Origin of the sequence: Mycobacterium sp. pV006, from assembly GCF_041287115.1 — a bacterium.
Lineage (GTDB): Bacteria > Actinomycetota > Actinomycetes > Mycobacteriales > Mycobacteriaceae > Mycobacterium.
Window position 1 is genome coordinate 57,429 of the sequence record NZ_JBGGKT010000012.1, and the last position, 24,415, is coordinate 81,843.

The window sequence follows — 24,415 nt, forward strand, 5'->3', positions numbered from 1 at the left end:
CGGCCCTAGCACCTGCCGACGAACGTCACGGCACCCCCACGACCGTCCCCAACCGACAGGCAGTCCCCCACCGGCAGGCAGTCCGCAACCGGCAGGCAGTCCCCAACCGGCAGTTGTTCCACAGCTGCCACCATGTCCGGCCGCATTCGGCCCGAAGATGTCGGAGCGCGGCGAGACGCTCGCGTACATGTACGAACCGATCATCGGCAGCCAAGCCATCGCCGCAGGGGAACTGACTCGAGGTGACCTGCGCTGGAACTATCGCCGGATCTACCCGGATGTCTACGTCCACAAGAGCCGCCGTCTCAGCATTTACACGCGAGCCATGGCAGCGTGGTTGTGGACCGACGGCACAGGGATCCTCGCCGGACATACCGCCGCCGCACTTCACGGCGCCGAAAGAGCACAGGCCGCCCCCGACATCGAACTGATCGGGAAGCCCAAGCGGGCTCGCCCCGGTGTGGTCATCCGCAACGAGCGGATAGAGGACGACGAGATCACGCCGTACGGACGGATGCGTCTGACGTCCCCGGCGCGGACGGCGCTGGACCTGGCACGTCAGCTTCCCACCGACGAAGCCATCATCCACCTCGACCAACTCTGCGCCGCAACCGAACTGACGGCAAGGGATGTGATGGCCCTTCGCCTGCGCTATCGGGGTGCACGCGGCATGGCGACCGCGTTCAGGGCCATCAGATTCATGGATGGCGGTGCCCGCTCACCGCAGGAGTCGCTGATCCGACTGCGGCTGATCGAGGCTGGACTACCGCGGCCGCGAACCTCGATCCCGCTGACTGAGAATTGGTGGGATGACCGGCTCGGTATGGGCTGGCCGCGCTACAGGGTCGGCGTCGAGTGGGGCGGACATCGCCGCAGCCTCGACCGTGACGTGCGCTTCCGGGATCTGTTGAGGCAAGAAGACTGGCAACTGATCGAGGCGCTACCGGACCAACAGTGGTCACACCTCCTGAGCGAGTGCCGCGAGGCGCTACATCGGCGGCGCAGACGCGGCAGCTAGAGCGGGTCGCGGGCCGCCGGGCAGGACATGCAGCGCGGACCGCCTCGGCCGGTCCCCAGCTCCGAGGCCGCGATCGGCAGCACCTCGATCCCCGAATCGGCAAGGCGGGCATTGGTTTCGGTGTTGCGTTCGTAGGCCACCACCACGCCCGGGGCCAGGGCCAGGGTGTTGTTGCCGTCGTCCCACTGTTCACGCTCGGCGGTCACCGGGTCCAGGCCGGTGTCGATCACGCGCAGCTTGCCGATGCCCATCGCGTCGGCGGCGACGTCCACGAACGGCGCTGCGCGGCCGATGGTCACCCCGTCGGCGGCGCGACGGATCGGGAACGCGGTGAGTGAGTCGACGATGTTCGGATACATCACCACCGCGTCGGTGTCGACCATCGTGCAGACAGTGTCCAGATGCATCTGCGCGCGGCCCTGCTCGATCGGCACCGCGAGCACAGTGTGGGCGAGGCCATCATCGAAGAGACTGCGCGCCAACGCTTCTGCACCTGCCGGGGTGGTGCGTTGCCCGACGCCGACCGCCACCACACCGGGCCCCAGCAGCAGCACGTCCCCACCCTCGACGGGCGCCGACCGCGACTCGTAGGCGCGGCGCACGCCCAGGAAACGCGGGTGGTGGGCGTAGATCACGTCGGTCAGCGACGTTTCGCGCACCCGCGCGGGCAGCGCCAGTGACGTGATGGCCACCCGCGGCCCGATCCAGAACGACGAGTCCCGCGCGAAGAGCAGGTTGGGCAGGGGGTCGATGACGAAGTCCGCACCGTGGTGCATACGGCGCACCAGGGACAGTTCATTCTCACCGAAGGGCAGCTCGTCGAATGTCATGCCCGCCATCAGCACCCGCGCCAGATCCGGCGCGGCGAGTGTCCGCAGATACGCCGAGAGTTCCTGCGCCAGCGGCGAACCCAGCCGCCGCGGGTTGACCGCCGCGGAGATCCCGTGCATGCGTGCCGCGCCGCTGTTGGCCAGCGCTTCGGTCAGCAGGTCGCCGAGCAACAGGACCTCGACGCCGCGCGACCGCAGCAGCGCGGCGAACGCGTCATGCTCCTCCTGGGCCCGCGCCACCCAGGGCAGACCGTCGAACAGCAGCGTGTCGTTGTTGCGCGGCGTCAGGCGCTGCAGTTCCGGTCCCGGCCGATGCAGGATGACCACGCGCAGCGTCCCGACCTCCGAATCGCATCCGAGCACCGCCACATCTAGCACCGTAATGCCAACCACCGCCTCAACTATGGTTGAGGTCATGGACAGGCCCGCCGAGCTGACGCCCGGTGAGATGTCGGCGCGCAGCGGGGTCGCGGTCTCCGCCCTGCACTTCTACGAACGCCAGGGCCTGATCACCAGCACCCGTACCGGGGGAAACCAGCGCCGCTATACCCGCGACACCCTGCGCCGCGTCGCGTTCATCCGGATGTCGCAGCGCCTCGGCATCCCGCTCTCCCGGATCCGCGAAGCGCTGGCCACCCTGCCCGGCGACCGGGTGCCGACCAGCAAGGACTGGGCGCGGCTGTCGGCGGGTTGGCGCGCCGAACTCGACGAGCGCATCGCGCACCTCGAGCGGCTGCGCGACAACCTGTCCGGCTGTATCGGCTGTGGGTGTCTGAGCCTGAAAGTGTGCGCGCTGGTCAACCCCGACGATGTGCTGGCAGGTCAGGGGCCGGGCGCGCCAGGCCTGTAGACATCGAACAATTGTGCGATAACCTGGGTCGCATGGAGCAGGCGTTGCAGAGCTCTCTGTTCGACCAGGCCGACCGCCGCGACCTCGGCAGCGGCGCCTGGCTGGAGGTGCGATCCGGCTGGCTGTCGCAGGACGGGGTGCGCGACGACACCCTGTTCGACGAGTTGCTCGACACCATTCCGTGGCGTGCCGAGCGGCGCCAGATGTACGACCGGATGCTCGACGTGCCCCGCCCGGTCAGCTATCACCATCTGGTCGACGAGCCGGCGCCCCATCCCCGCCTGAAGCAGCTGCGCCGCCGCCTCAACGACATCTACGCCGGCGAACTCGGCGAACCGTTCGTCACCGCGGGACTCAACCTCTACCGCGACGGCGACGACTCGGTGGCCTGGCACGGCGACAACATCGGCCGCAGCAGCACCGAGGACACCATGGTGGCGATCGTCGGGCTCGGCGCCACACGGGTTTTCGCGTTACGTCCTCGCGGCGGCGGGCCGTCGCTGCGGTTACGCCATCACCACGGCGATCTGCTGGTCATGGGCGGTTCGTGCCAGCGCACCTGGGAACACGCCGTGCCCAAGACCAGCCGGCCCACCGGTCCGCGCATCAGCATCCAGTTCCGCCCGCACGACGTGCGGTGACCGTCAGTTCCTGACCAGACGCACGGCCTGAGTCACCAGGTCGCGGGCGCGCGCGGTGTCGACGTCGGCGACCGGTTTGTCGGCCACCACCAACGGATTCGCGGTGACGATCACGACGAAGTTCCCGAATTTGGCGACGTAGTTGTACAACTCGCCGGTCCGGGGCCCCTGCGCCGTCGTGGTCTGCAGGATGCGGTGGGTGCCGACGGTCTCGGTGTGCGCGATCTGCGGCGCCTCGACGACCTCGACCAGACCGCGCACCCCCGAGCCGCTGAACGCGACCTTGCGGCACTGCTCGCCGGGCGCATCGACCGGCACGGGCTCGGAGGTCTCCACCGCGATCACGATGTAACGCACACCGTCGCCCTCGGCGGTGACGGCGGCCATGTTGCCCTTGGTGCCTTCGGGCACCGACCGCCGATCCGCACTGGCCGCACAGTCGGCGGGGTCGAACGTCAACCCGGCGGGCAGCGTCGAGGGCGCCAGCAGTCGGGGGTCGACCGCCGCGGGCCCCACCGCGTTCGTGGTGAACGACGGACCGAAGCCGGCCTGCAGCTCGGCGACCTTGGCGATGTCGGCTCGGGACAGGTCGTCGCCCTGATCGGATTGACAGGCCACTACACACACGCACGCGGTCAGCGCCGCGACGATCTTGCGCCGGATGAACATCGGCGCCAATGTACCCGCGCCGCACGCCTCAACTGCGCAACGCCGCCACCGTTTCGGCGAACAGATCGGCGGCGAAGTCGGTGGTCAGCGGAGGGTGCGTCGCGCCCGGGTCGGTCACCACCGTCACCAGACCCAGGTGGCCGTCCAAATGGGCGACGAATGTGTCGGCGTGCGTGTGTGTTTCGGTCCCGCCTTCGACGACCGTGCGCGCCTCGGTCTTCATGCCGTCGCTGCGCGCCGCGGTGAGCGCGGGCGCAGGAATGGCGGTGACGGTGGCGCTGCTGCGCGTCGAAGTCAGCTCCCAGCGCGGGCAATCGACGTCGGTCGGCCCGGTCGTGGCTGCCACGACCGCGTAGATGATCCCGCCCGGCCCTGACGCCGACCACCCTCTGGTGGTCGTCGGATCGACCGGCGGGACGGCCAGCGCCAGACATTCGGGCGGATCGGCGACCGGGCCATCCCCCATGCCCCACAACGTGATCGGCGACGGCGGGCCGGTGTAGGACGTGACCTCGTAGCCGTCGGGAACCTGGCTGCGGACGCGGTCGATACGGACGGGGTCGACCGGGCCGACCGACTGCGCCGTCGTGGGTGCGGCATCCGGGGGTGCAGGGGTAGCACAGGCCGCGCACAGCGAAGCCAGCACGCCCATCGCGAACCACCTCACGTCGGCCTTGATACCACGGCGACCGATATGCTGCGGTTCGATCCGGCGTTCGTGGTGGACCGACCCGCCGCGGGCTGACGAACAGGAGACCACATGACAGACCTCATGCGAGCCGGCGCCGTCAGCATCGCCGCGGTCGCGCTCGCGATCGGGTTGGCCGCGTGCGGATCGGAGGGCGAATCGGCGGAGACGTCGTCGGTCGCGGCCACCACGTCGGAAACCACCTCCGAAGCTCCCGCGGATCCCCCCACCGGCCCGGACGCACCCGCCGCTGCCATGACACTCGACGAATACATCGCCGAGAACAACCTGGTGCGCACGCCGGTGTCACGCGGCGCCGCGGGCGCTCCGACCATCGAGCTGCCGGCCCTCGAGGGCTGGACGGAGATGGGTCCCGACGCCCCCCAGGACGCCTTCAGCGCCCTGTCGTTCGGCGGCGACCCGGCACTGACCACGCCGCCGGCCACCCTGATCTCCCGTGTCTTCCGGCTGACCGGCAACGTCGATCCCGCGAAGGTGTTGGAGTACGCACCGCAGGGCCTCAAGACGCTGCCGGAGTTCGAGGGTCCCGAGACCGGACAGGCCGGGCAGCTCAGCGGCTTCGAGGCGGTGACGATCGGCGGGCTCTACGTCCGAGAGGGCGTACCGCACATGGTCGCCCAGAAGACCGTCACCATCCCCGGTTCCGACGGGCTCTACGTGCTGCAGATCGATGTCGAGGGCCCCGAGGAACAGGCCGTACCGCTGATGGAGGCCACCAGCGCGATCGACGAGCAGACCCGCATCGTTCCCTGACCCTGCCGGTCAGCCGACGGCGCGGATCGCCTGCCGCGCCATGTCGCGGATCTGCCTGATCAGCGTCGCCGGCAACGGCACGTCGTCGACTTCGGGGACGTCGACGGTGGTCGTCACGACGCCGAGATCGTCGCGCCGCCACACCGCACCGAACCGGTCGAAAATGGCGCGCATCGGGGCGTTGTCGGCCAGCACCCGGGCGGTGAAGCGCCGCACGCCGTCATCGCGGGCGGCCACCACGAGCGCCCACATCAGGAGCGTGCCGATGCCGCGGCCTTGGAAGTCGTCTCCGACGATGAAGGCCACCTCGGCTTCGGAGGGGTCGTCGTGGTCGCGGATGAAGCGCGCGTCGGCGACCACGGGTCCGTCGGCGCCGTCGGTGAGCACGAACACGAAGTGTTCGAGGTAGTCCACCTCGAACAGGTAGGTCATCAACGATCTCGTCGGTTTCCGGACCGACTGGAACCGCCGGTAGATCGTGTCGGTGGAGAACTCGACGCGGCCGGCGGCGGTGCGCTCGACGTCGCCCGGCAGCACCGGACGCAGGAACAACTCGGTGCCGTCGCGCACGCGTACCGGAACCGGCGTGATGAACGCCGCGACGCGCTGGCGGGCGGTCCGCACCAGCCGGTCGACGAGGCCGGGGACCTCCAGCATCGTCGAGAACGCCTCTCGCCCACCGACCCACCCGCGAAGCGGTTCGGTCGCCACCACGGTGGCGGTGCGCGGCGCGTCGCGCAGCAGCGCGATCTCACCGACGATCAGCCCCGGACCGAGGTCGACGACGACGTCGTGCCCGTCGGCGCCGACATGGGTGACCTCGGCATGACCGGTGGCCACCAGCAGGAACGACACCGCGAGCTCGCCCTGCTGCATCAGTACCTGTCCGGGCGCCGCGGTCAGCGGCCGCAGTTGGGTGGCCAGCGACGTCAGCGCCTCGACCGGGACGCCGTCGAACACCGCGAGGGTCGCGAGGTCCTCGGCGCACGCCGCGGTGGGGCCCGACATTTCACGAGGCTACGGTCGGTTGCCGAAGTCCGGCAAGGATTCGCGCGCACCGGATCCGGTGCTGGTTCTGATCCGGCGGTCGGGGTATCCGATGCGACGGTAGGAACGACTCAGCGACGGGAGCACACGCCTTCATCGGTGGCGAAGAGTTCCTCATCGTCGACGTGCGTCGTAGCCACCCACCCGACACCCATGGCCGGCACGACGTGCCGGATGATCACAGACGGCCCCGAAACCCTGCGGAAGGAACGCCGTGCGCACGTTGATCACCGGAACCGACGCCGAGGGCAGGTCGTGCGTCGTCAGCGACAGTGAGCTGACGCTCGACGAACTGGCACCCGGATTCGCGATGGCTGTGCCCTACGCGACGACGAGCGCGCCGCCGCCCGCCCGGCCCGCCGGTTCGGCGCCGTTGATCGACCAGGGCATCGCGCCCGGTCTGGCGCGATGGATGGTGGTCGAGCTCGGACCGGAGTCGGTGACGCCGATGCACCACACCGACACCGTCGACCTGGAGACGGTGTTGTCGGGCAGCGTGGAGCTGATCCTCGACGACGGCGCTCACGCCCTGGAGCAGGGCGACCTGGTCGTTCTCACCGGTGTGGACCACGCCTGGCGGGCCGGCCCCGCCGGTTGCCGCCTGAGCGCCGTGCTGATCGGTACGCCGTCGCCGGAGTGAGCGTGTGAGCGAATCGATATTGTTAGGACACTAACTAATCGGGCACGATGGAACCATGTCTGTGGTTCCCACGGCCCAGGCCGATCCGCTCTCCCTCGAACGCCAGGTGTGCTTCGCCCTCGCGGTCACCAACCGCGCCGTGCTGGCGGTCTACCGGCCGCTGCTCGAACCGCTCGGCCTGACCCATCCGCAGTACCTGGTGATGCTGGCACTGTGGGACCACCACAAGAAGTCCCCGGATTCCGCGTTGTCGGTCAAGCAGATCGCGGGTCTGCTGCAACTGGACTCGGCGACCCTGTCGCCGATGCTCAAGCGCCTCGACGCCTCAGGGCTGATCACGCGGTCCCGCAGCGCCACCGACGAGCGGGCGACGGAAGTGCGACTGACCGAGGCGGGAGTGTCACTGCGTGAGCGTGCGGTCGGCATACCGGATGCGGTGACCGCGCGCCTGGGGGCCGATCCCGCCGAACTCGAAGACCTCCACCGGGTGCTCACCCGCGTCAACCAGGCAGCGCTGGCCACCGGAGCGCTCCAGCAGACCCAGACAACGAAGGAGTCGTGATGACCACCGCCACCAAGCCGAACCTGTGGCAGTACCTCACCTACTGTTACGGACGCCGACTGCCGAAGTCGATGAACCGGTGGGTCGCCGAGGACCTCGCGGGTCACGGCGCGATCCGGCGGCACATGATCCGGTACTCGATTCCGCCGGCGTTGATCCTGGCTCCGTTCTGGCTGATCCCGGTCCCGATCTACATGCGCCTGGAGATGACCGCACCCATCTACGTCTGGGCGATCCTGATGGCCATCGCGCTGAACAAGGTGTGGCGCCGCCACCGCCTGGCCCAGCACGGCCTCGATCCCAATCTGGTGGACGTGATCAAGCGCAAGAAGCAGGCCCGCATGCACGAGGACTACATCCGCAAGTACGGTCCGCGGCCCGAGGAGTCGCGCTATCAGTCGAACAGCAGTCCGTTCTGAGGTTCCGCCGGTCAGCGCGCCTCGAGCCTCAGCTGCAGCCGTTCGAGGCGGCGTACCAGAATGCTGGGCAACCATCGGCCGACGTCGGTCGCGTCGATCCATGCCGTTGCCTCGAGCAGCGACGCCAACACGATGTGCGCTTCCAGTCGGGCCAATGCGGCCCCGACGCAGAAGTGCGCGCCCCTGCCGAACGTGAGATGCGTTTTCGCTGAACCGCGGTCCAACCGGAACTCATCAGGCCTGTCGAACTGTCCGGGATCGCGGTTGGCGGCTCCCCACATCAGCAGCAGCCGCGATCCCGCGGGCAACTCCACGCCGGCAAGTGTGGTGTCGGAGACCACGTGCCGGTAGTGGCCGCGAAACGGCGCCTCGTAGCGCAGCGTTTCCTCGATGAAGACTCCCAGCAGATCAGGTGCGGCACGAAGCTGTTCTTGGATGTGGGGGTGCCCGGCCAAGACCCAGGCCGCGCTACCGAGCAGTGAAGCGGTGGACTCGCCGGCCGCGCTGAACAATGTGAGCATGATCGCCAGCGCCGGAAGCTGTTCCAGCTCACCGGATCTGGTGCGCTGCGCCAGGTCGCCTATCAGTCCGGGCGCAGCGCTCTCGGCCGCCTTCTCGAAGTGCTCGAGGACGTATGCCGACAGTTCCATCGCAGCCATCCCGGCGGCTTCGAGTTGGGACGCGCTGACGATTCCGTCGAGGAGCGTGGTGGTGGCGTATCCGAGTCGTATCAGGCTGTCCACGTCGTCGTCGGGTAGGCCGAGCAGACGTGCGACCACCATCATGGGCAGCCGGTTGGCCAGAGCGCCCATCCATTCGACCTGGCCGTCGGCCAGCGCGTCGGACAGGAGAGTCTTGGCAGCCCCTTCGGCGAATTCTTCGATGACACGTACGCGGCGCGCCGACAGATGGGGCAGCAAGAGCTTCCGATGCGTCGCGTGCACCGGATCGTCGGCGGTGGCCAGGGCATGCATCGGTCCCCCGAGGCTTCCCATTTCGAACGGCGTGACGGTCCCGTCCTCGTGGTAGACCATCGTCGCGGTCAGGTTCGACGAGAAGTCCTCGACACGGCCGAGCGCTTCGATGACCGCGTCCCAGCCGCACACTGCATAGAACCCGGAGTCTCCGATCCGGTTCACAGGTGCGCGACTGCGCATCGCGTCGTACAGCCGGCCGGGGTCCTGTATCGCCGCGCTGCCGAAGAACTCGTCCGGATCCACCACAGCTGTCATCACACAAGACTCGCGTCGGACGATGAACTGGGTCAACGGCTCACGGTGAAGTCGCGGAACCGGCCCGCGGAGTCCGCGGGCAACCGTTCTCATACGACTGCGCAGACAAGGCCCTTTCGTGATGAGAACTCCGCTATTTTTCTCATAGTGAGAAAATTTCCCATGACCTCTTAAGGAGTCGGCGGTGCCGACCGATGACTGGCTGATCGGGCGCGACAGACACAGCGCCGGCGTGGAACGGATCTACGCGGCAGCGGCGGAACTCATCTCCCGCGATGGCTACGACGCCTTCAGCATCGATGCCCTGGCGGCGATGGTGCACTGCTCGCCGGCAACGATCTACCGCCACGCCGGAGGGAAGAAAGCGATCCGCGATGCGGTGCTGAGCAGGCACGCAGAACGCATTCTCGAGTCGGTCCGCGAAGCGATCGCGGATCTGAGCGGCTCCGAACGTGTCGTCACCGCAACCGTTGTCGCCCTGCGACGCATGCGCACCGACCCGTTGGCGCAAGTCATGCGCTCGACGCCGGGGCCACCCGGAACCGGGTGGCTGGCGGAGTCACCCGCGATCGTCGCTTTCGCCACCGAAATGGTGGGTCCGGACAATCCGGACCCTCTGGCCGCGGAATGGCTGATCCGCGTGTTCCTGGCGCTCTGGCACTGGCCACTCGCCGACGCGAACGCCGAGGAGATTGCGGTGCGCCGATTCTTCGGCCCGGCGTACCAGGTGGACGACAGATCTGAAACTCTGTGGAGCTAAGGGGAATCGAACCCCTGACCTACTCGATGCGAACGAGTCGCGCTACCAACTGCGCCATAGCCCCTGATGCCGGTACAGGTTAGCAGCCTGCGCGCACCGGCAGAAATCGCGAGGTCCTACTGACCGGCCGCCCGCGGCAGGTCGTAGTGGCGGGCGAACGCGACGTACTCGAGATGCTCGAACTCGGGGTCCTCGTCGTCGATCTCCAGGACCGCAGCGCCCGGCCTACGCAGACGCGACGGTACGACATCGAACTCGCGGTCGCTGGTGTTCTCCACCCCCAGTCGTGACCGCGCCATCCGCTGCGCGCGCCGGCGCCGCACCTGCTCCTCGATGCGGGTCTGACGGCGCAGATACGCCAGATACAGGACCGCGACCACGCCGACGATGGTGGTGACCCACCACATCGACGACGACCACGTCAGCGCCGCGACCGCGCTGGTCAGCAGCAGGACTGCCATCACCGTCAGGGTGCGGGTGCGGAAGCGGTACTTGCGGGCCGCCACGGCGGCCGCGGTGTCCGATTCGCGGCGGCGCCGGCGGGCGGCACCGACCGCATCCGGGATGCGGCGATCGCTCTGGGCGGCGGGCTCGTCGTCCGCGTCCGCGTCGTCCTCGCCCTCGTACTCGTCGTCGGCGGCGTCCTCGGTCTCGGCGACGGTTTCGAGGGGCAGTTCGGGCTCGACGGGGTCGGACGCCTCGTCGTCTTCGCGCGCCTGGTCGGCGCCCGCGGACGCACCGACCGGGAGGGCGTCGGGCTCCTCGACGACGTCGACGTCGAGGTAGTCGGGTTCGTCGGCCGCGCCACGTTCGGCGGCGACCATGACCACCGCACGGCCGGGCTCGTCGTGTTCGACGTCGTCGTCGGGACTTTCGCTCGGCTGCCAGTCGGGGTCACTGCGGTGACCGGCCGCGGGGCCACGCCGGCGCAGCCGTGTGCCCGCGGCACTGTTCAGCACCCGGGTGGCCAGGGCCACGTCGCTGGTTCGGCGCACCGAGTCGCGCTTGTTGATCAGCATCGGCACCAGCACGAACAGCCAGAGCACGACAAGAGAGATCCACAGAAGAGATTGGGGGATGCTTGGCATGGCGCCTGCTCCTTTCCCCATCAGGCTAGGTCGTGTGACCAGCGCATCCGTGGGCGGCGCGCCGAGACAATTACACACCTGTAATTCGCTGGAGACAAGCACCAAACGTCACTTGTGTCACATCTGCAACAGGGATACCGGCAGCCGCCGTCCGTCAGGTCCAGGACGCGCGACCGGCTCGCACCAGTGACGAGGTCACCGAACCCTCCACTTCCTCGACCGTGAGCGCCACCAGCAGGTGGTCCCGCCACGCTCCGTCGACGTCGAGATAGCGCTTGAGCAGACCTTCCTCGCGGAACCCGGCCTTGGCCAGCACGGCTCGGCTCGCAGCGTTCTCCGGACGGACGGTGGCCTCCACCCGGTGCAGCCTGACGGGACCGAAGCAGTGGTCCAGGCCCAGTGCCAGCGCCGCGGTCGCCACTCCGCCGCCGGTGTTCGCGCTGGCTACCCAGTAACCGATCCAGGCCGACCGGAGCGCGCCGTGGGTGATGTTGCCGATGGTCAACTGGCCGGCGAACTGACCGTCGACCTCGATCGCGTACGGCAGCATGCGCCCTTTGCGCGCTTCGGTCCGCAGCCCGGAACAGACCGAGGGCCACCCCGACACGGAGTGGCGCACCTCCCAGTCCAGATCGGCCGAGGGCTCCCAGGGCTCGAGATGCCGACGGTCGGCCAGTCTGATGCGGCTCCACTGCGCGGCGTCGCGCAACCGCACCGGACGCAGCCGCACCACACCGCCGGGGACCCGCAGCGGCCCGACGGCCGTCGGCCAGCCGGGGTGCTGGATGCGTGGGGTCAGGAAGTTCACGGCCCTAGCCGCGCTGGGCCAGGAATGCGACGTCGACCAGCTCACCGGTGCGAATCTGCTCGACCTCGCTGGGCACGATCACCAGGCAGTTCGCCTCGGCCAGCGTCGCCAGCAGGTGCGAGGCACCCGGTGCGCTGCCCAGCGCCTGCACCAGGTACTCGCCGGTGTCCTGGTCGCGCATCAGCTGTCCACGCAGGTATCCCTTGCGTCCCGTCACCGAGCCGATCGGCGACAGTGCCCGCGCTCGGACGATCCGGCGCATCGGTTGCCGTTTGCCCAGGGACAGCCGGATCAACGGCCGGACCATCACCTCGAACACCACCAGGGCGCTGACCGGGTTGGCCGGCAGCAGGAAGACCGGCACCCGGTCGGGCCCCAGCTGCCCGAAACCCTGCACCGAGCCCGGGTGCATCGCGATCCGCGCGACCTCCATGTCGCCGAGTTCGGACAGCACGGCCCGCACCCCCTCGGCCGCCGCTCCCCCGACCGCGCCGGCGATCACCACCACCTCGGCGCGGTTGAGCTGCCCTTCGACGACTTCGCGCAACAGTTTCGGATCGGTCGGGACGATGCCCACCCGGTTGACCTCCGCGCCCGCGTCGCGACCCGCCGCGGCCAACGCATAGGAGTTGACGTCGTAGACCTGCCCGTTGCCCGGCGTGCGGGAGATGTCGACCAGTTCGCCACCGACCGACATCACCGACAGCCGCGGCCGCGGATGCACCAACACGCGCTCCCGCCCGACCGCGGCCAGGAGCCCGACCTGGGCGGCGCCGATGACGGTGCCGGCGCGGACGGCGACATCGCCCGGTTGGACGTCGTCGCCGGTGCGCCGCACATAGGCGCCCGAGCGGACGCCGCGCAACACCCGCACCCGGGACTCCCCGCCGTCGGTCCAGCGCAGCGGTAGTACCGCGTCGGCCAGGGTGGGCATCGGGGCGCCGGTCTGCACCCGGGCGGCCTGCCGGGGTTGCAGGCGACTGGGCGTGCGCGCGCCGGCCTCGATCAACCCCATGACCGGCAGGCTGATGTCCCGGTCGGCGGTGTCCTCGCCGTCTTCGCGGTCCTCGTCGTCATCGCCGCCCGCGGTTCCGAGCACGTCGACGCTGCGCACCGCGTATCCGTCGATCGCCGCCTGATCGAAACCCGGCATCGGACGCTCGGTGACCACCTCCTCGGCGCACATCAGCCCCTGTGCCTCGGCGATCGCCACGCGCACCGGTCGCGGGGCGACCGCGGCCGCTACCACCCGCGCCTGCTGCTCCTCCACCGAACGCAAGACATGCCTTTCTCCCGTCAGACCCGTCGGTGACGACCGGCTGATGCGACAGCGCCGGCTAGTGTGCGGCCGTCTCGGACGCGAGTCCCAACCTCTCCACCAGCCATTGGCGCAGTTCGGGGCCGTAATCGTCCCGCTCCAACGCAAAGTCAACCGCAGCCTTCAGGTAGCCCCCGGGATTTCCCAGGTCGTGTCGAGAACCGCGGTGCACGACCACGTGCACCGGGTGGCCCTCGTCGATGAGCAATGCGATCGCGTCGGTGAGCTGCAATTCGCCGCCCGCGCCGCGCGGGATGCGCTTGAGCGCATCGAAGATCGCGCGGTCGAGCACATAGCGACCGGCGGCGGCGTATGGCGACGGCGCGTCCTCGGCCTTGGGCTTCTCCACCATCCCCTTGACCTTCAACACGTTCGGGTTGGCGGCATCGGGTACCGATTCCACGTCGAACACGCCGTAGGCACTGATCTTGTCGGGCTCCACCTCGATGGCGCACAGCACCGAGCCGCCGCGCTTGGCGCGCACCTTGGCCATGGTCTCCAGGACGCCGGTGGGCAGCACGAGGTCGTCGGGCAGCAGCACCGAGATGGCGTCCTCGTCGGGCGAGAGACTGTCCTCGACGCAACTGACGGCGTGCCCCAGTCCGAGCGGTTCGGCCTGCACGACGGACTCCACCTTGATCAGCGCGGGTGCCCGACGCACCTTCTCCAGCATCGACTTCTTGCCGCGCGCCTCGAGCGTGCCCTCGAGCACCAGGTCCTCGACGAAGTGCGCGACCACACCGTCCTTGCCCTCGGAGGTGATGATGATCAGCCGTTCCGCGCCGGCCTCCGCCGCTTCGGCCGCCACGAGTTCGATCCCGGGGGTGTCCACGACCGGCAGCAGCTCTTTGGGCACCGTCTTGGTGGCAGGCAGGAACCGCGTTCCCAGACCCGCTGCGGGCACGACAGCGGTGTATGGAGTGGGGACATCAGACCGGCTCATCGTTCACACATTAACCTTTCGGCGTCCGTTGTTCTCTGCTTACCCACCCTGGGGAGGCTTTCCCGGTGCGAGCCACGAAAACACAGGTGCGGGCCACAATCCTGGCCGTCCGGAGGTCGTTGACGGGGCAACAACACGCCGCGGAGGCGGCGGCGCTGGCCGCCCATCTGGTGGCGCTGGCACCCGCCGGGTCGACCATGTGCGCCTACGTGCCGGTGGGCACGGAACCGGGTTCGGCGCAGGCGCTGGACACCCTCTGTGAACGCGGGGTCACGGTTCTGCTCCCGGTGGCGCGCAACGACGCCGACGGGACCGGGCTGCCTCTCCAGTGGGGACGTTATCGTCCTGACGCGCTGGTCGAGGCGCCGTTCGGGCTGCGCGAACCGGCGCCCCCGTGGTTGCCGGCCGAGGCGGTCGCCTCGGCGCAGACCGTGTTCGTTCCCGCGCTGGCCGTGGACCGGCGCGGCACCCGCCTGGGGCGGGGCGCCGGCTTCTACGACCGGACGCTCCGGCTCGCCGATCCGGCCGCGCGGCTGGTGGCAGTGGTCCGGGACGACGAGGTGGTCGACGCCTTACCCGTCGAGGACCACGATGTGCCGATGACGCATGCGCTGACCCCGGGCCGCGGACTGATCGAGTTGCGGTCCGACCGACCGACGTAGCCGGCAATGACCGGGAATGACTGGGCGCAACTGGCGGTTCTGGCACTTGAGCCGGTAGAGTGCTAATCACTTTTGACCACCTCGGAGGTAACTGTGCCTACCTATTCGTATGCGTGCACCGAATGCAGCAACAAGTTCGATGTGGTGCAGGCGTTCACCGACGATTCGCTGACCGAGTGCCCGCAGTGCCAAGGCCGGTTGCGCAAGGTGTTCGGCAAGGTGGGAGTCGTGTTCAAGGGCAGCGGTTTCTATCGCACCGACAGCCGGGAATCCACCAAGAGCACGAGCAGTTCCAACGGCAGCTCGGCCTCGTCGTCCTCCTCGGACTCGTCGTCTTCGTCGAGTTCGTCCTCGTCTGATTCCTCGTCGAGCTCGTCGTCGGCCTCCACGAGTAGCGCCTCGACTCCCACCGCCGCGGCCAGCTGAGTTATCCACAGCCGCTGCGTTGACCGCCGTCGAGCGGGCAACGCGCATCTAGCGTGGCGGTATGGGGGACTCTCTGAACCCGACCGTGCTGGGTCGCTTGACCGCGCTGCGGCCCGACTGGTCGCGTACGCGCGCGGCGCGACAGACGCTGGCCGCGGCGCTGGTGCTGCTGGCGGCTGCGGCGGCATGGCGCGACGATCCCCGTGCCGACCACACCGAGGTGGTGGTCGCCTCGGGCGACCTGTCCCCGGGCACGGCGCTGACCCGCGACGACGTTCGCCTCGAATCCCGAAGGGAGACCGAGGTTCCCGACGGCGCGCAGACCGACATCGACGCAGTGGTCGGCGCGACGCTGGCCGGTCCGTCCCGCCGGGGCGAGATCGTCACCGACATCAGGTTGCTCGGGCCGCGGCTGGCCGAGTCGTCGGCCGGACCGGGAGCCCGCATCGTTCCGGTGCCACTGGCCGACCCGGCGGTGCTCGACTTGATCCGGGTCGGTGACGTCGTCGACATCGTCGCGGCTCCCGTTTCGGCCGACGCGGACTCCGACGCCCGGCTGATCGCCACAGATGCGGTGGTGGTGCTGGTTTCCGAACAGGGCAGCGGGCTCGGGGCACCCGGTGGCGACCGGGTCGTCCTGGTCGCGCTGCCCGCGGCCGCGGCTCGGACGGTCGCCGGCGCCGCGCTGGTTTCGGCCGTCACGGTCACGTTGCACTGAAACGAAAACAGTCCCCGGCCCGAACGCCGGTCGTCCACTTCGGGTATGACCTACAAAATCGTGAGCCTCCAGTCGCCGCGCCGTGGATCGACTTAGCTGAGTGGCTGCCGACGCTCAACGTCAGATTCTCGCGGAACCTCGATCTCACCCAGCCACTAAGCCACCAGAATCGAACTCAGGAAAAGCCTTTGGCAGTGACCGGCCGGCACTGCGGCCCCGTGCGTGTCTTGCGTGGGTCGAACGCGCCACCCCACGGGTTTTGCCGGTTCAGGCCCTGCGCCTGCCAGCCATCCGAGCCCACCCAACTCGGACCAGCTTCCTTCGCAAGCTGCTTCGGCGTACCTATGTCGGAGGTGTGCACGGTGCCCTGGGAGGTTCTGGCCGTGCACAGCGACCCGCTGGAGACACCGGAAGCCTGCGACGACCGGACTTGACCGTCAGCAGAGAATTCCTGGTGCCCGGGATCGTTGGGGTCCGCCCCTGCGGTGCCTGCACCGAACGTCAGAGCGAACGTGGTGAGAGCGAGAGCACCCACTCCGAGAACACCGAGTCTCGTTGAGCGAGTGGAGGTGCGGGCATCTGCGGCCATGCGCCTGCTTCTTTCTGTGACGGACGTGGTCCGGCGGTTGATTAGGGTGGTCAAGCTGGAAAAAGGTTACCAGCAGCAACGACACCTCGCAGGGTTGTGCTTGCCGGGACTCCCGGCACCTTCTATCCGAACAACGAATGTCACCGCAATTTCACCCGAAGTCCGGTCAGAATTCATGACAATGACATTCGTGGGCCCGTGGCCGTCCCGGACCGCTCACCGGGTCCTCTCGCCACAGCAGCGTTCACACCGGGGCCACGCCTTATCCCGGATAGGCGCCGCCGCGTGGCCGGCTGAGGATACGGTTTGGGCTGGTCACCGGACCACTCCGCAGCGTTCAAAGCCAGAAGGGACACCCCAATGCTGAAGGGATTCAAGGACTTCATCTCCCGAGGGAACGTCATCGACCTCGCAGTCGCGGTCGTCATCGGCGCCGCCTTCACCGGGCTCGTCACGGCATTCACCGAGAACGTGATCCAGCCGCTGGTCGATCGTATCGGCGCCGGCCCCGAGGCCGAATACGGAATTCTCCGCATTCCGCTGGGCGGCGACCAATTCGTCGATCTCAACGCCGTGCTGTCCGCGGCGATCAATTTCCTGATCGTGGCCGCGGTCATCTACTTCGTGATCGTGGTGCCGTTCAAGAAGTTGAAAGAACGCGACAAGAAGGTGGCCAGCGAAGAGACCGAACTGACCCTGCTGACCGAGATCCGCGACCTCCTCAAGGCCGAGGCCGACACCACGGGCGGCCGGCACGGCGCCACGGACACGCAGAACTACAAGGGGCAGTAGCGACATCGACGGCAACGGCCCCCGGCTGATGCCGGGGGCCGTTGCCGTGTGAAGCCAGTGTCAGTTCATGTTCCAGGGCTCGCCGTAGGTGGTGACGCTGTCACCGGTCGACGAGACCAGCCGGGCGAACGGACGCAGCAGCACGCCACCGGCCGCACCGGTGACCGTGCCGTGGGCGTTGGACACCGCCACCGAACCGGTCGGACCCTCGACGTCGACCGAGAATGTCGCGACCTCCTGGATGCCCGGGCCGTTGCCCAGGTCCGCACTGATCGAGACACCCGGGAACAACGGCGGGGTCACGATGCCGACAAACTCGTTACCGAATGTGGTGTCGAAAAAGTTGGCGCTGCCCAGACCGTCGAACGCGATGTTCGGGGTGGTGTAGCTGAAGTTGATGCCCACACCCAACGACCATGGGAACCCGACCTGGTAGCCCAGCTCCAAGGTGCCCTCGAAGTCATCGGCACCCTCACCGGCAACGATGTAGCTCGCCTTGCCCGAGTGAAACCACTCACGAGTCAAGCGGTTGCGGTCCAACGGAAACACACCATTGAGGAAGGTGTCCCACTGCTGAACGGTCAACGTCCGACCCTGGCCGTCGACCAGGCTCAACTCGTTGTCCAAACCGGCGTGCGCGGTGCCAGTGCTCACGAACATCGCCGCGATCGACGCCATCATCGCGACCAATACCCGACCGATTGACTTCATTTTCTCCCTAGCTTCAGACGACGTCCTGGGGGTGGAGCGCCGGTTCGTTCGTGCCTGGCTTACGGCTTCACCGAAGACTCTATAAACACGAGCAACATATCGGGGTGGTAGCCGTGGGGGTGCGGGGACCCCCGCGGATACCACCCCTCGAACTTCTTCGAGTCATCGGTTGTTCAGTTGTGTCGTGATCCTTGACAGTGCTCGAGGCTCACGAGTTGGTACAAGGTCAGTTCATGTTCCAGGGCTGGCCGTAGGTGGTGACGCTGTCACCTGTCGACGACACCAGCCGGGCGAACGGACGCAGCAGCACACCACCGGCGGCACCGGTCACGGTGCCGTGCGCGTTGGACACCACCACCGAACCGCTCGGGCCAGCGACGTCGACCGAGAACGTCGCGACCTCCTGGATCCCGGGGCCGTTGCCCAGGTCCGCACTGATCGAGACACCGGGGAACAACGGCGGAGTGACGATTCCCTCATAGGGACTGAAGGCTCCGTCCTCGATGAGAATGGTGTTGAGCCCGTCGAAGGCGATGTTGGGGGTGGTGTAGCTGAAGTTGATGCCCACGCCCAGCGACCACGGGAACCCGACCTGGTATCCCAGCTCCAAGGTGCCCTCAAAGTCGTCGGCACCCTCACCAGCAACGATGTAGCTCGCCTTGCCCGAGTGGAACCACTCACGTGTCAAGCGGTTGCGATCCAACGGAAACACACCGTTGAGGAAGGTGTCCCACTGCTGGATCGTCAACGTGCGGCCCTGACCGTCGACCAGGCTCAACTCATTGTCCAAACCGGCATGCGCGGTGCCGGCGGTAGCGAACAATGCCGCGATGGACGCCACCAACGCGACCAGCACCCGACTGATTGCTTTCACTGCTCTCCCTAAGTGATCCGAGGGCTCCTGTGGGGGCACCGGTGGTTGTGTGTGGTTGGCATATCGCTTCCCCGCGCGGCCCGCAAGAGTTAGATGTGAATTGAATGAGAGATTCCACATCCGCGTCTTACGACCCGCTCATCGTTTGACACGAGGAACATAACGGCGGGGCTTCCGACCGGCAACGCGAACAGCGCAGCTTCGAAATGGCCGGCGCACCGCTATCCGGTGTCGATCACCATGAACCCTCCTTCGCTGCGGCGGCGGGACCACGAACGGGTTCCGCCGCGATTCTCCGGCCGCAGTGGATTGATCGCCGCTGATGTGAGCTGCGTTACAAGAGGGTCGAAAGTGACGAAAGAACGAAAGAAAGCACAGGTCAATCGTGGTGCGGCGGGACGTTGTCCCGCAGCCAGCGTTCGTGCGCCGGCCCCTCGGCAGACGCATCAAGATCACGTTCGTCTCGGGTGGTATCGGGCAGCGCGGTACCGAAGACCTCGTCCAGCTCCTGCTTGGACGGCTTCCGTCGTTGCGTCACCGCCTGCCCCCTTGTGAGCAAGGTCACGAGCTGATCGGATTAAAAGTTCACCTGGTTTTAACTTTGCAGCTCAGGACTGTTTCCGTACGGCAGAGGGTGTCAGATTTCCAGGCTGGAAAGTTGCCCGATCACCGAAGCCGCGAGCGGTCCGAGAGTGGCCATTCCGTCGCGTACGGCCGCGCGCGAGCCCGCCAGGTTCACCACCAGGGTGCTGCCCGAGATCCCGGCCAGACCGCGCGAGACACTGGCATCGCCGATGCCGGCCGACAACGCCGAGGCCCTCAGCGCCTCGGCGATTCCGAGCAGCTCACGGTCGAGCAGGTCGCGGGTCGCCTCCGGCGTCACATCCCGCGGCGTGACACCGGTGCCACCCACCGACACCACCAGGTCCACACCGCCGATGACCGCGGTGTTGAGTGCGTTGCGGATCTCCACCTCGTCGGAGGAGACCACGACGACACCGTCGACGACGAAGCCGGCCTCACCGAGCAACTCGGTGACCACGGGACCGCTGTGGTCCGCTTCGTCACCGTGCGCGGTCCGGTCGTCGACGACCACGACCAGAGCGCGGCCCACCAAGGCATGTGGCTGTTCCATGACTTCAACCGTATAGGTCGGGACCGACGTCACCACAACCCGACGCTCCGTGATCCGCGGTTGGTCGCGCGTCACCCTCACTGGGCCGCCCTACCGAGGGTGACCTGCACGCTCTGCTCGCGCCCGCTGCCGTCGACGAAGGTCAGCGTGACCTTGTCGCCGGGGGCCTTGGACCGGACAGCGGCCACCAGCGCGTCGGCGCTGCTGATGACGCGGTCGTCGAGGCGGGTCACCACGACGTCACCGGGAAGCCCGGCGGCAGCGGCCGCCCCGCCGCTGTCCACCTCGACGATCTTCGCTCCGTCCACCTCCGGGTCGTTGCCGACCTGAACGCCCAACGAGGCGCGGGACGCCTTGCCGGTCTGGATCAGTTCGTCGGCGATGCGCTTGGCCTGGTCCACCGGTATCGCGAAGCCCAGACCGATCGAGCCGCCCTGCGGGCTGCCGCCGGCATTGGCGCCGAGCGTGGCGATCGCCGAGTTGATGCCGACCAGCTCGCCGTTCATGTTGACCAGCGCGCCACCGGAGTTGCCGGGGTTGATCGCCGCATCGGTCTGGATCGCGTCGAGCACCGTGTTCTGGTTGCGCGCGTCGCCGCCGGCGGCGACGGGACGGTTCAGGGCGCTGATGATGCCGGTGGTCACGGTGCCTTCCAGTCCCAGCGGGGATCCGATTGCCACGACGTCCTGGCCCACTCGCAGGTCCGCGGAGGACCCGACCGTGATGGGGGTCAGGCCGGACACGCCGCGCGCCCGCACCACGGCGATGTCGCTGCCCGGATCGGCTCCGACCACGGTGAACTCGGCGCTTTTCCCGTCGGCGAAGGTCACTTTGGTCGTGGCGCGTCCGCCGGAGCCCGACGTGTCCGCGGCGGCGGCGACGACGTGGCTGTTGGTGAGGATCAGTCCGTCCTCCGAGAGGATGACGCCGGAACCTTCCTCGGCCGAGCGTCCTTGCCGCACCTCGAGCTTGACCACACTGGGCACCACCTTCGCAGCGACCTGCTCCACCGTGCCGCCCGGCACCGACGCCGCGAGCCGACTCGGCGCGGCGCCGAGCGCGCTGATGCCGCCACCGCCGTTGTGGTCGGGATGCACCAGCATCGCGACCCCGCCGCCCACGCCCGCCGACAGCAGCGCCAACACCGTGGCGCCGATCGTGAGTACGCCTGCGCGCGAACGCTTTCCGGCGGGCGCAGGCGCGGGTGCTCCCGGAGCACCGGGGTACTGGCCGGGGACGGGGGGCATCGGCGCACCCGGATACGGGTCGTATGCGCTCCGATACGCCTGCCGCTGCTGCTCGGTCGCGTAGCGCCAGTCGTAGCCCTGGTAGTCGTAAGCACCTGACCGTTGCGGGTCGACCTGACCCCCGGGCATACCGGATTGGCGACCCTGCGGCGGGATCGGCGAGTACCTCGGGTGGTTGGTCATGTTGCTGCGCTGCTCTCCTGGAATGGGGTTGCTGTCGGTCGGTTCAACGATCGGTTCCGCTTCAGAGTGCCCAGTAGGACTGAGAATCCGCTTAGAGCAAGATCGGGATACCCGCAAACTGCGCGCCCCCATCGTCGCTGGTATCGCGCGCTGGTGCGGCAACCAGCTACCGCGTGTCGCCCGGCCCGGACTCCGGTTTGGGCGCCGACGGCCTACCGGGCAGCAGCACGTGCATGGACGTACCGGGGGGCTGACCGCCGAGCACGGTGTCGGTGACGTAGATGGTGCCGCCGTGCCGGGTGACGACCTGTTTGACGATGGCCAGCCCGAGACCTGAGCCCGGCATCGCCCGAGCCGCGGTCGCTCGGTAGAACCGCTCGAACACCAGATGTCGCTCCTGCGGCGGGATGCCGGGCCCGAAATCGGAGACCACGAGTTCCGCGCGCAGGGGGTCGACCTGCGTCAGTCGCACCTCCACCCGGCCGTCCGGCGGACTCCATTTGGCCGCGTTGTCGAGAAGATTGAGTACCGCGCGCGCCAATCCGGCGGCGTCGCCGTAGACCTGCCACGGCACCGTCGAGACGTCGAATTCGATGTCGTTGCGGCGGCGGCGAACTCGCTCCAACGAGCGCTCGATCACGTCGGCCATCTCGACGGTTTCATGGACCACGCCGCCGGCGTCATCGCGGGTGAGGTCGACCAGGTCGCCGACCAGCGTGGACAATTCCTCGATCTGGGCGATCACGTCGGCCTCCAGATCGGCCATCTCTTCTTCCGGGATGCGGGGCGCTCCCGGCTTCGTCGAGGCCATCAGCAGTTCGACGTTGGTACGCAACGAGGTCAACGGGGTGCGCAGTTCGTGTCCGACGTCGGCGACCAGGCGGGACTGTCGTTCCCGGGACTCGGCCAGCGCCCCCAGCATCCGGTTGAAGGTCTCGGTCATCCGGGCCAGTTCGTCGCTGCCGAACACCGGGATCGGCCGCAGGTCGCTGGTGCGCGCCACGCGTTCGGCTGCCTCGGTCAGCCGTGCCACCGGCCGCAGGGCCGCGCGGGCGACCATGCCGCCGGCGATGGCGGCCACCGCGACGCCCAGCCCGGCGACGATCAGCAGCACGCTGCCCAGCCGGCGCAGGATCAGCCCGGTGGGCCCCAGGCTCTTGGACAGCAGCAGCGAGGACCCGGTCTCGGGGATGTGCACGGCCAGTACGCGCTGCCCGCCGACGGTGCGCAGCGACATCAGGAGCTTGCCTTCCATGACGTCGCGTTCCGGGCCGGCGACAGGCAGCGTCTGCCCGGCCTGCTGGTAGGTGTACTTGACCCGGCCGGGCACGTAGTAGATGGCGTTGACGTCGGAGAACGCGGTGCCTTCGATGGCCTTGGCCGGATCGGCGAACAGCGAACCGCTCTCGATGAGCAGTTGGGCGCGGCCGCGCAGCTGATCGTCGATGTCGTCGTAGAGCGCACGGGACACCACCGCGTACACGGCCACGGCCATCAGCACCACGGAGATGACCACCATCGACATCGCCAGCAACATCACCCGCCACCGGACCGACAGCGAGCTGGCCGCCGGTGGTGGGACCGGTCGCAGCGGCCACGGTTGGGCGTTGCCGTACGTCATCAGGGCGGGGTTTCACGCAGCACGTAACCCACGCCGCGCACGGTGTGGATCAGCCGCGGTTCCCCTTCGGCTTCGGTCTTGCGGCGCAGATAGCCGACGTACACCTCGAGCGCGTTGCCCGAGGTGGGGAAGTCGAACCCCCACACCTCCTCGAGGATGCGGCTGCGCGTGAGCACGCGGCGCGGGTTGGCGATCAGCATCTCCAACAGCGCGAACTCGGTGCGGGTCAGGCTGATCTGCCGATCGCCGCGGGTCACCTCCCGGGTGACCGGGTCCAGCGACAGATCCGAGAACGTCATGGCCGCCGACTCGGCCGAACCGTCGTCGGGGGTGGTACGGCGCAGCAGCGCCCGCATGCGAGCGAGCAGCTCTTCCAGTGCGAACGGCTTGGGCAGGTAGTCGTCGGCCCCGGCGTCCAGACCGGCGACCCGCTCGGACACCGAGTCGCGGGCCGTCAGCACCAGGATCGGGAGGTCGTCCCCGGTGGAGCGGAGCTGCCGACACACCTCCAGCCCGTCGAGCCGGGGCATCATCACATCCAGGACGACGGCGTCGGGGCGGTTGCTGGCGATCGCCTCGAGCGCCTCGCGCCCGTCCTGGGCGAGTTCGACCGAGTATCCGTTGAAGGTCAGGGAACGCCGCAGCGACTCACGAACCGCGCGGTCATCGTCAACGACAAGTATGCGCACCGGCACAGTCTTGTCCCCGCGACTGAGATTGACCTGAGAGGCGCGCCGCGCGAGCGACGCGATTCAGGGCGTCAGCGGCGATCGAGATCGATCAGACCCAGGCGGGCGGCCTTGAGCAGGCGACGCGGCACCTTGTGCTGCTGACCTGCGACGGTGACGCCGACGAGGTCGGTCTTGGTGGCTTTCCACTGCGCGCGCCGGCTACGGGTGTTCGCGCGCGACATCCTGCGCTTGGGCACAGCCATGATCGAGCTCTCCATCGTTCGGGGGTTATCCGGCAGGGGCACTGCCCGCGAGCCTGGACCTACCGGGCGCCGGCAATTGTTGATCAGAATAGCGGCTGCGGGCGGCGTGCTCCAAACTCCGGCCCGGGCCGCCGCCGGGCTGGATCAGGCCGATCTGGCCAAATCGCCGCCTGGGACCGCCGGTCCCCACTAACCTACCGACTGGTTGGGCGAGCTAGGACGGGGTGATTGGGTGA

The 24,415-nt window shown here is 68.2% G+C and carries 29 protein-coding genes and 1 tRNA gene; 12 read left to right on the forward strand and 18 right to left on the reverse strand.

What is annotated here, in order from left to right:
* Window positions 1-157: 157 nt before the first annotated feature.
* Window positions 158-1,018 (forward strand): hypothetical protein, encoded by an 861-nt coding sequence (locus tag ACAG25_RS18360; protein ID WP_370489904.1) that lies wholly within the window; start codon window positions 158-160, stop codon window positions 1,016-1,018.
* Here ACAG25_RS18360 and arcA read toward each other — a convergent pair.
* Window positions 1,015-2,265: an arginine deiminase gene (gene arcA, locus ACAG25_RS18365; protein WP_370489905.1), complete on the reverse strand. Its 1,251-nt coding sequence runs from the start codon at window positions 2,263-2,265 to the stop codon at window positions 1,015-1,017. The genes ACAG25_RS18360 and arcA overlap by 4 nt on opposite strands.
* Between arcA and soxR the strand changes: the two genes are divergently transcribed.
* Together soxR and ACAG25_RS18375 are read left to right on the forward strand one after the other, a co-directional pair.
* Window positions 2,264-2,698 carry a redox-sensitive transcriptional activator SoxR gene (soxR, locus tag ACAG25_RS18370; RefSeq protein WP_370489906.1) on the forward strand — a complete coding sequence of 145 codons (435 nt, stop codon included), beginning with the start codon at window positions 2,264-2,266 and terminating at the stop codon, window positions 2,696-2,698. The two genes, arcA and soxR, sit on opposite strands and share 2 nt — an antisense overlap.
* Before the next feature lie 32 nt (window positions 2,699-2,730).
* Window positions 2,731-3,339, forward strand: a complete 609-nt coding sequence (locus tag ACAG25_RS18375; protein WP_370489907.1) for an alpha-ketoglutarate-dependent dioxygenase AlkB — start codon at window positions 2,731-2,733, stop codon at window positions 3,337-3,339.
* A gap of 3 nt (window positions 3,340-3,342) precedes the next feature.
* Here the strand turns inward: ACAG25_RS18375 and ACAG25_RS18380 are convergent, their stop codons facing one another.
* Entirely contained in the window at window positions 3,343-4,008 is a 666-nt protein-coding gene (locus tag ACAG25_RS18380) for a DUF5642 family protein (RefSeq protein WP_370489908.1), read from the reverse strand.
* Window positions 4,009-4,036: 28 nt separating this feature from the next.
* The gene (locus ACAG25_RS18385) at window positions 4,037-4,675 is read right to left on the reverse strand and encodes a DUF5642 family protein (protein ID WP_370489909.1); all 639 of its coding nucleotides are present in this window, start codon (window positions 4,673-4,675) and stop codon (window positions 4,037-4,039) included.
* Between the two features lie 93 nt (window positions 4,676-4,768).
* Here ACAG25_RS18385 and ACAG25_RS18390 point away from each other — a divergent pair, with 93 nt between their 5' ends.
* A complete protein-coding gene (locus ACAG25_RS18390; protein ID WP_370489910.1) occupies window positions 4,769-5,470 on the forward strand; it encodes an LpqN/LpqT family lipoprotein in 702 nt (233 codons plus the stop codon).
* Window positions 5,471-5,479: 9 nt separating this feature from the next.
* Here the strand turns inward: ACAG25_RS18390 and ACAG25_RS18395 are convergent, their stop codons facing one another.
* A complete protein-coding gene (locus ACAG25_RS18395) occupies window positions 5,480-6,478 on the reverse strand; it encodes a GNAT family N-acetyltransferase (RefSeq protein ID WP_370489911.1) in 999 nt (332 codons plus the stop codon).
* Between the two features lie 253 nt (window positions 6,479-6,731).
* On the opposite strand from ACAG25_RS18395, the gene ACAG25_RS18400 reads away from it, so the two are divergent.
* Genes ACAG25_RS18400 through ACAG25_RS18410 form a run of 3 tightly spaced genes read left to right on the forward strand, consistent with a single transcriptional unit; the run spans window position 6,732 to window position 8,138 of the window.
* A complete protein-coding gene (locus ACAG25_RS18400) occupies window positions 6,732-7,157 on the forward strand; it encodes a cupin domain-containing protein (protein WP_370489912.1) in 426 nt (141 codons plus the stop codon).
* Window positions 7,158-7,212: 55 nt separating this feature from the next.
* On the forward strand, window positions 7,213-7,719 hold the full coding sequence (locus tag ACAG25_RS18405) for a MarR family winged helix-turn-helix transcriptional regulator (protein WP_370489913.1): 507 nt from the start codon (window positions 7,213-7,215) through the stop codon (window positions 7,717-7,719).
* Window positions 7,719-8,138 (forward strand): DUF5313 domain-containing protein, encoded by a 420-nt coding sequence (locus ACAG25_RS18410; RefSeq protein WP_370489914.1) that lies wholly within the window; start codon window positions 7,719-7,721, stop codon window positions 8,136-8,138. The genes ACAG25_RS18405 and ACAG25_RS18410 overlap by 1 nt, the downstream gene beginning before the upstream one ends.
* Window positions 8,139-8,149: 11 nt before the next feature.
* Here ACAG25_RS18410 and ACAG25_RS18415 read toward each other — a convergent pair whose 3' ends face one another.
* Window positions 8,150-9,370 carry a cytochrome P450 gene (locus ACAG25_RS18415; RefSeq protein ID WP_370489915.1) on the reverse strand — a complete coding sequence of 407 codons (1,221 nt, stop codon included), beginning with the start codon at window positions 9,368-9,370 and terminating at the stop codon, window positions 8,150-8,152.
* Window positions 9,371-9,554: 184 nt separating this feature from the next.
* Here ACAG25_RS18415 and ACAG25_RS18420 point away from each other — a divergent pair, with 184 nt between their 5' ends.
* Window positions 9,555-10,130, forward strand: a complete 576-nt coding sequence (locus tag ACAG25_RS18420) for a TetR/AcrR family transcriptional regulator (protein WP_370489916.1) — start codon at window positions 9,555-9,557, stop codon at window positions 10,128-10,130.
* Here ACAG25_RS18420 and ACAG25_RS18425 read toward each other — a convergent pair.
* The 5 genes from ACAG25_RS18425 to ACAG25_RS18445 form a co-directional block, all read right to left on the reverse strand.
* Window positions 10,122-10,194, reverse strand: a tRNA-Ala gene (locus ACAG25_RS18425). The two genes, ACAG25_RS18420 and ACAG25_RS18425, sit on opposite strands and share 9 nt — an antisense overlap.
* A 52-nt stretch (window positions 10,195-10,246) precedes the next feature.
* Entirely contained in the window at window positions 10,247-11,218 is a 972-nt protein-coding gene (gene glpR, locus ACAG25_RS18430; RefSeq protein WP_370489917.1) for a gephyrin-like molybdotransferase receptor GlpR, read from the reverse strand.
* A gap of 154 nt (window positions 11,219-11,372) precedes the next feature.
* Entirely contained in the window at window positions 11,373-12,026 is a 654-nt protein-coding gene (locus ACAG25_RS18435; RefSeq protein WP_370489918.1) for a GNAT family N-acetyltransferase, read from the reverse strand.
* A 4-nt stretch (window positions 12,027-12,030) separates the two neighbouring features.
* Window positions 12,031-13,305, reverse strand: a complete 1,275-nt coding sequence (glp, locus tag ACAG25_RS18440) for a gephyrin-like molybdotransferase Glp (protein WP_370489919.1) — start codon at window positions 13,303-13,305, stop codon at window positions 12,031-12,033.
* A gap of 58 nt (window positions 13,306-13,363) precedes the next feature.
* Window positions 13,364-14,287: a UTP--glucose-1-phosphate uridylyltransferase gene (locus ACAG25_RS18445; protein ID WP_370489920.1), complete on the reverse strand. Its 924-nt coding sequence runs from the start codon at window positions 14,285-14,287 to the stop codon at window positions 13,364-13,366.
* A gap of 65 nt (window positions 14,288-14,352) precedes the next feature.
* On the opposite strand from ACAG25_RS18445, the gene ACAG25_RS18450 reads away from it, so the two are divergent.
* The 4 genes from ACAG25_RS18450 (at window position 14,353) to mscL (ending at window position 17,474) form a co-directional block, all read left to right on the forward strand.
* Window positions 14,353-14,949, forward strand: a complete 597-nt coding sequence (locus ACAG25_RS18450; protein ID WP_370489921.1) for a 5-formyltetrahydrofolate cyclo-ligase — start codon at window positions 14,353-14,355, stop codon at window positions 14,947-14,949.
* A gap of 93 nt (window positions 14,950-15,042) precedes the next feature.
* Window positions 15,043-15,375, forward strand: coding sequence for an FmdB family zinc ribbon protein (locus ACAG25_RS18455; protein ID WP_370489922.1), 333 nt, complete (start codon window positions 15,043-15,045; stop codon window positions 15,373-15,375).
* 61 nt (window positions 15,376-15,436) lie between these two features.
* On the forward strand, window positions 15,437-16,093 hold the full coding sequence (locus ACAG25_RS18460) for an SAF domain-containing protein (RefSeq protein WP_370489923.1): 657 nt from the start codon (window positions 15,437-15,439) through the stop codon (window positions 16,091-16,093).
* A 949-nt stretch (window positions 16,094-17,042) separates the two neighbouring features.
* Window positions 17,043-17,474, forward strand: a complete 432-nt coding sequence (gene mscL / locus ACAG25_RS18465) for a large-conductance mechanosensitive channel protein MscL (protein WP_370489924.1) — start codon at window positions 17,043-17,045, stop codon at window positions 17,472-17,474.
* Between the two features lie 60 nt (window positions 17,475-17,534).
* On the opposite strand, the gene ACAG25_RS18470 is transcribed toward mscL, so the two are convergent.
* The 8 genes from ACAG25_RS18470 to rpmF form a co-directional block, all read right to left on the reverse strand.
* Window positions 17,535-18,185 (reverse strand): MspA family porin, encoded by a 651-nt coding sequence (locus tag ACAG25_RS18470; RefSeq protein WP_370489925.1) that lies wholly within the window; start codon window positions 18,183-18,185, stop codon window positions 17,535-17,537.
* A gap of 226 nt (window positions 18,186-18,411) precedes the next feature.
* Entirely contained in the window at window positions 18,412-19,059 is a 648-nt protein-coding gene (locus ACAG25_RS18475; protein ID WP_370489926.1) for an MspA family porin, read from the reverse strand.
* 379 nt (window positions 19,060-19,438) lie between these two features.
* A complete protein-coding gene (locus ACAG25_RS18480) occupies window positions 19,439-19,597 on the reverse strand; it encodes a hypothetical protein (RefSeq protein ID WP_370489927.1) in 159 nt (52 codons plus the stop codon).
* 99 nt (window positions 19,598-19,696) lie between these two features.
* The gene (locus tag ACAG25_RS18485) at window positions 19,697-20,194 is read right to left on the reverse strand and encodes a molybdenum cofactor biosynthesis protein B (protein ID WP_370489928.1); all 498 of its coding nucleotides are present in this window, start codon (window positions 20,192-20,194) and stop codon (window positions 19,697-19,699) included.
* 77 nt (window positions 20,195-20,271) lie between these two features.
* Window positions 20,272-21,624, reverse strand: a complete 1,353-nt coding sequence (locus ACAG25_RS18490) for a S1C family serine protease (protein ID WP_370489929.1) — start codon at window positions 21,622-21,624, stop codon at window positions 20,272-20,274.
* A gap of 166 nt (window positions 21,625-21,790) precedes the next feature.
* The gene (locus tag ACAG25_RS18495; protein WP_370489930.1) at window positions 21,791-23,245 is read right to left on the reverse strand and encodes an ATP-binding protein; all 1,455 of its coding nucleotides are present in this window, start codon (window positions 23,243-23,245) and stop codon (window positions 21,791-21,793) included.
* Window positions 23,245-23,934 carry a response regulator transcription factor gene (locus ACAG25_RS18500; protein ID WP_370489931.1) on the reverse strand — a complete coding sequence of 230 codons (690 nt, stop codon included), beginning with the start codon at window positions 23,932-23,934 and terminating at the stop codon, window positions 23,245-23,247. The genes ACAG25_RS18495 and ACAG25_RS18500 overlap by 1 nt, the downstream gene beginning before the upstream one ends.
* Window positions 23,935-24,005: 71 nt before the next feature.
* The gene (rpmF, locus tag ACAG25_RS18505) at window positions 24,006-24,179 is read right to left on the reverse strand and encodes a 50S ribosomal protein L32 (protein ID WP_370489932.1); all 174 of its coding nucleotides are present in this window, start codon (window positions 24,177-24,179) and stop codon (window positions 24,006-24,008) included.
* Window positions 24,180-24,415 lie beyond the last annotated feature (236 nt).

Excerpts from the sequence above, each read along its gene's own strand:
- ACAG25_RS18360 (WP_370489904.1), top strand. The coding sequence starts at position 158 with ATGTCGGAGCGCGGCGAGACGCTCGCGTACATGTACGAACCGATCATC.
- soxR (WP_370489906.1), top strand. The coding sequence starts at position 2,264 with ATGGACAGGCCCGCCGAGCTGACGCCCGGTGAGATGTCGGCGCGCAGC.
- arcA (WP_370489905.1), bottom strand. The coding sequence starts at position 2,265 with ATGACCTCAACCATAGTTGAGGCGGTGGTTGGCATTACGGTGCTAGAT.
- ACAG25_RS18375 (WP_370489907.1), top strand. The coding sequence starts at position 2,731 with ATGGAGCAGGCGTTGCAGAGCTCTCTGTTCGACCAGGCCGACCGCCGC.
- ACAG25_RS18380 (WP_370489908.1), bottom strand. The coding sequence starts at position 4,008 with ATGTTCATCCGGCGCAAGATCGTCGCGGCGCTGACCGCGTGCGTGTGT.
- ACAG25_RS18390 (WP_370489910.1), top strand. The coding sequence starts at position 4,769 with ATGACAGACCTCATGCGAGCCGGCGCCGTCAGCATCGCCGCGGTCGCG.
- ACAG25_RS18395 (WP_370489911.1), bottom strand. The coding sequence starts at position 6,478 with ATGTCGGGCCCCACCGCGGCGTGCGCCGAGGACCTCGCGACCCTCGCG.
- ACAG25_RS18405 (WP_370489913.1), top strand. The coding sequence starts at position 7,213 with ATGTCTGTGGTTCCCACGGCCCAGGCCGATCCGCTCTCCCTCGAACGC.
- ACAG25_RS18410 (WP_370489914.1), top strand. The coding sequence starts at position 7,719 with ATGACCACCGCCACCAAGCCGAACCTGTGGCAGTACCTCACCTACTGT.
- ACAG25_RS18415 (WP_370489915.1), bottom strand. The coding sequence starts at position 9,370 with ATGACAGCTGTGGTGGATCCGGACGAGTTCTTCGGCAGCGCGGCGATA.
- glpR (WP_370489917.1), bottom strand. The coding sequence starts at position 11,218 with ATGCCAAGCATCCCCCAATCTCTTCTGTGGATCTCTCTTGTCGTGCTC.
- ACAG25_RS18445 (WP_370489920.1), bottom strand. The coding sequence starts at position 14,287 with ATGAGCCGGTCTGATGTCCCCACTCCATACACCGCTGTCGTGCCCGCA.
- ACAG25_RS18460 (WP_370489923.1), top strand. The coding sequence starts at position 15,437 with ATGGGGGACTCTCTGAACCCGACCGTGCTGGGTCGCTTGACCGCGCTG.
- mscL (WP_370489924.1), top strand. The coding sequence starts at position 17,043 with ATGCTGAAGGGATTCAAGGACTTCATCTCCCGAGGGAACGTCATCGAC.
- ACAG25_RS18470 (WP_370489925.1), bottom strand. The coding sequence starts at position 18,185 with ATGAAGTCAATCGGTCGGGTATTGGTCGCGATGATGGCGTCGATCGCG.
- ACAG25_RS18485 (WP_370489928.1), bottom strand. The coding sequence starts at position 20,194 with ATGGAACAGCCACATGCCTTGGTGGGCCGCGCTCTGGTCGTGGTCGTC.
- ACAG25_RS18490 (WP_370489929.1), bottom strand. The coding sequence starts at position 21,624 with ATGACCAACCACCCGAGGTACTCGCCGATCCCGCCGCAGGGTCGCCAA.
- ACAG25_RS18495 (WP_370489930.1), bottom strand. The coding sequence starts at position 23,245 with ATGACGTACGGCAACGCCCAACCGTGGCCGCTGCGACCGGTCCCACCA.
- rpmF (WP_370489932.1), bottom strand. The coding sequence starts at position 24,179 with ATGGCTGTGCCCAAGCGCAGGATGTCGCGCGCGAACACCCGTAGCCGG.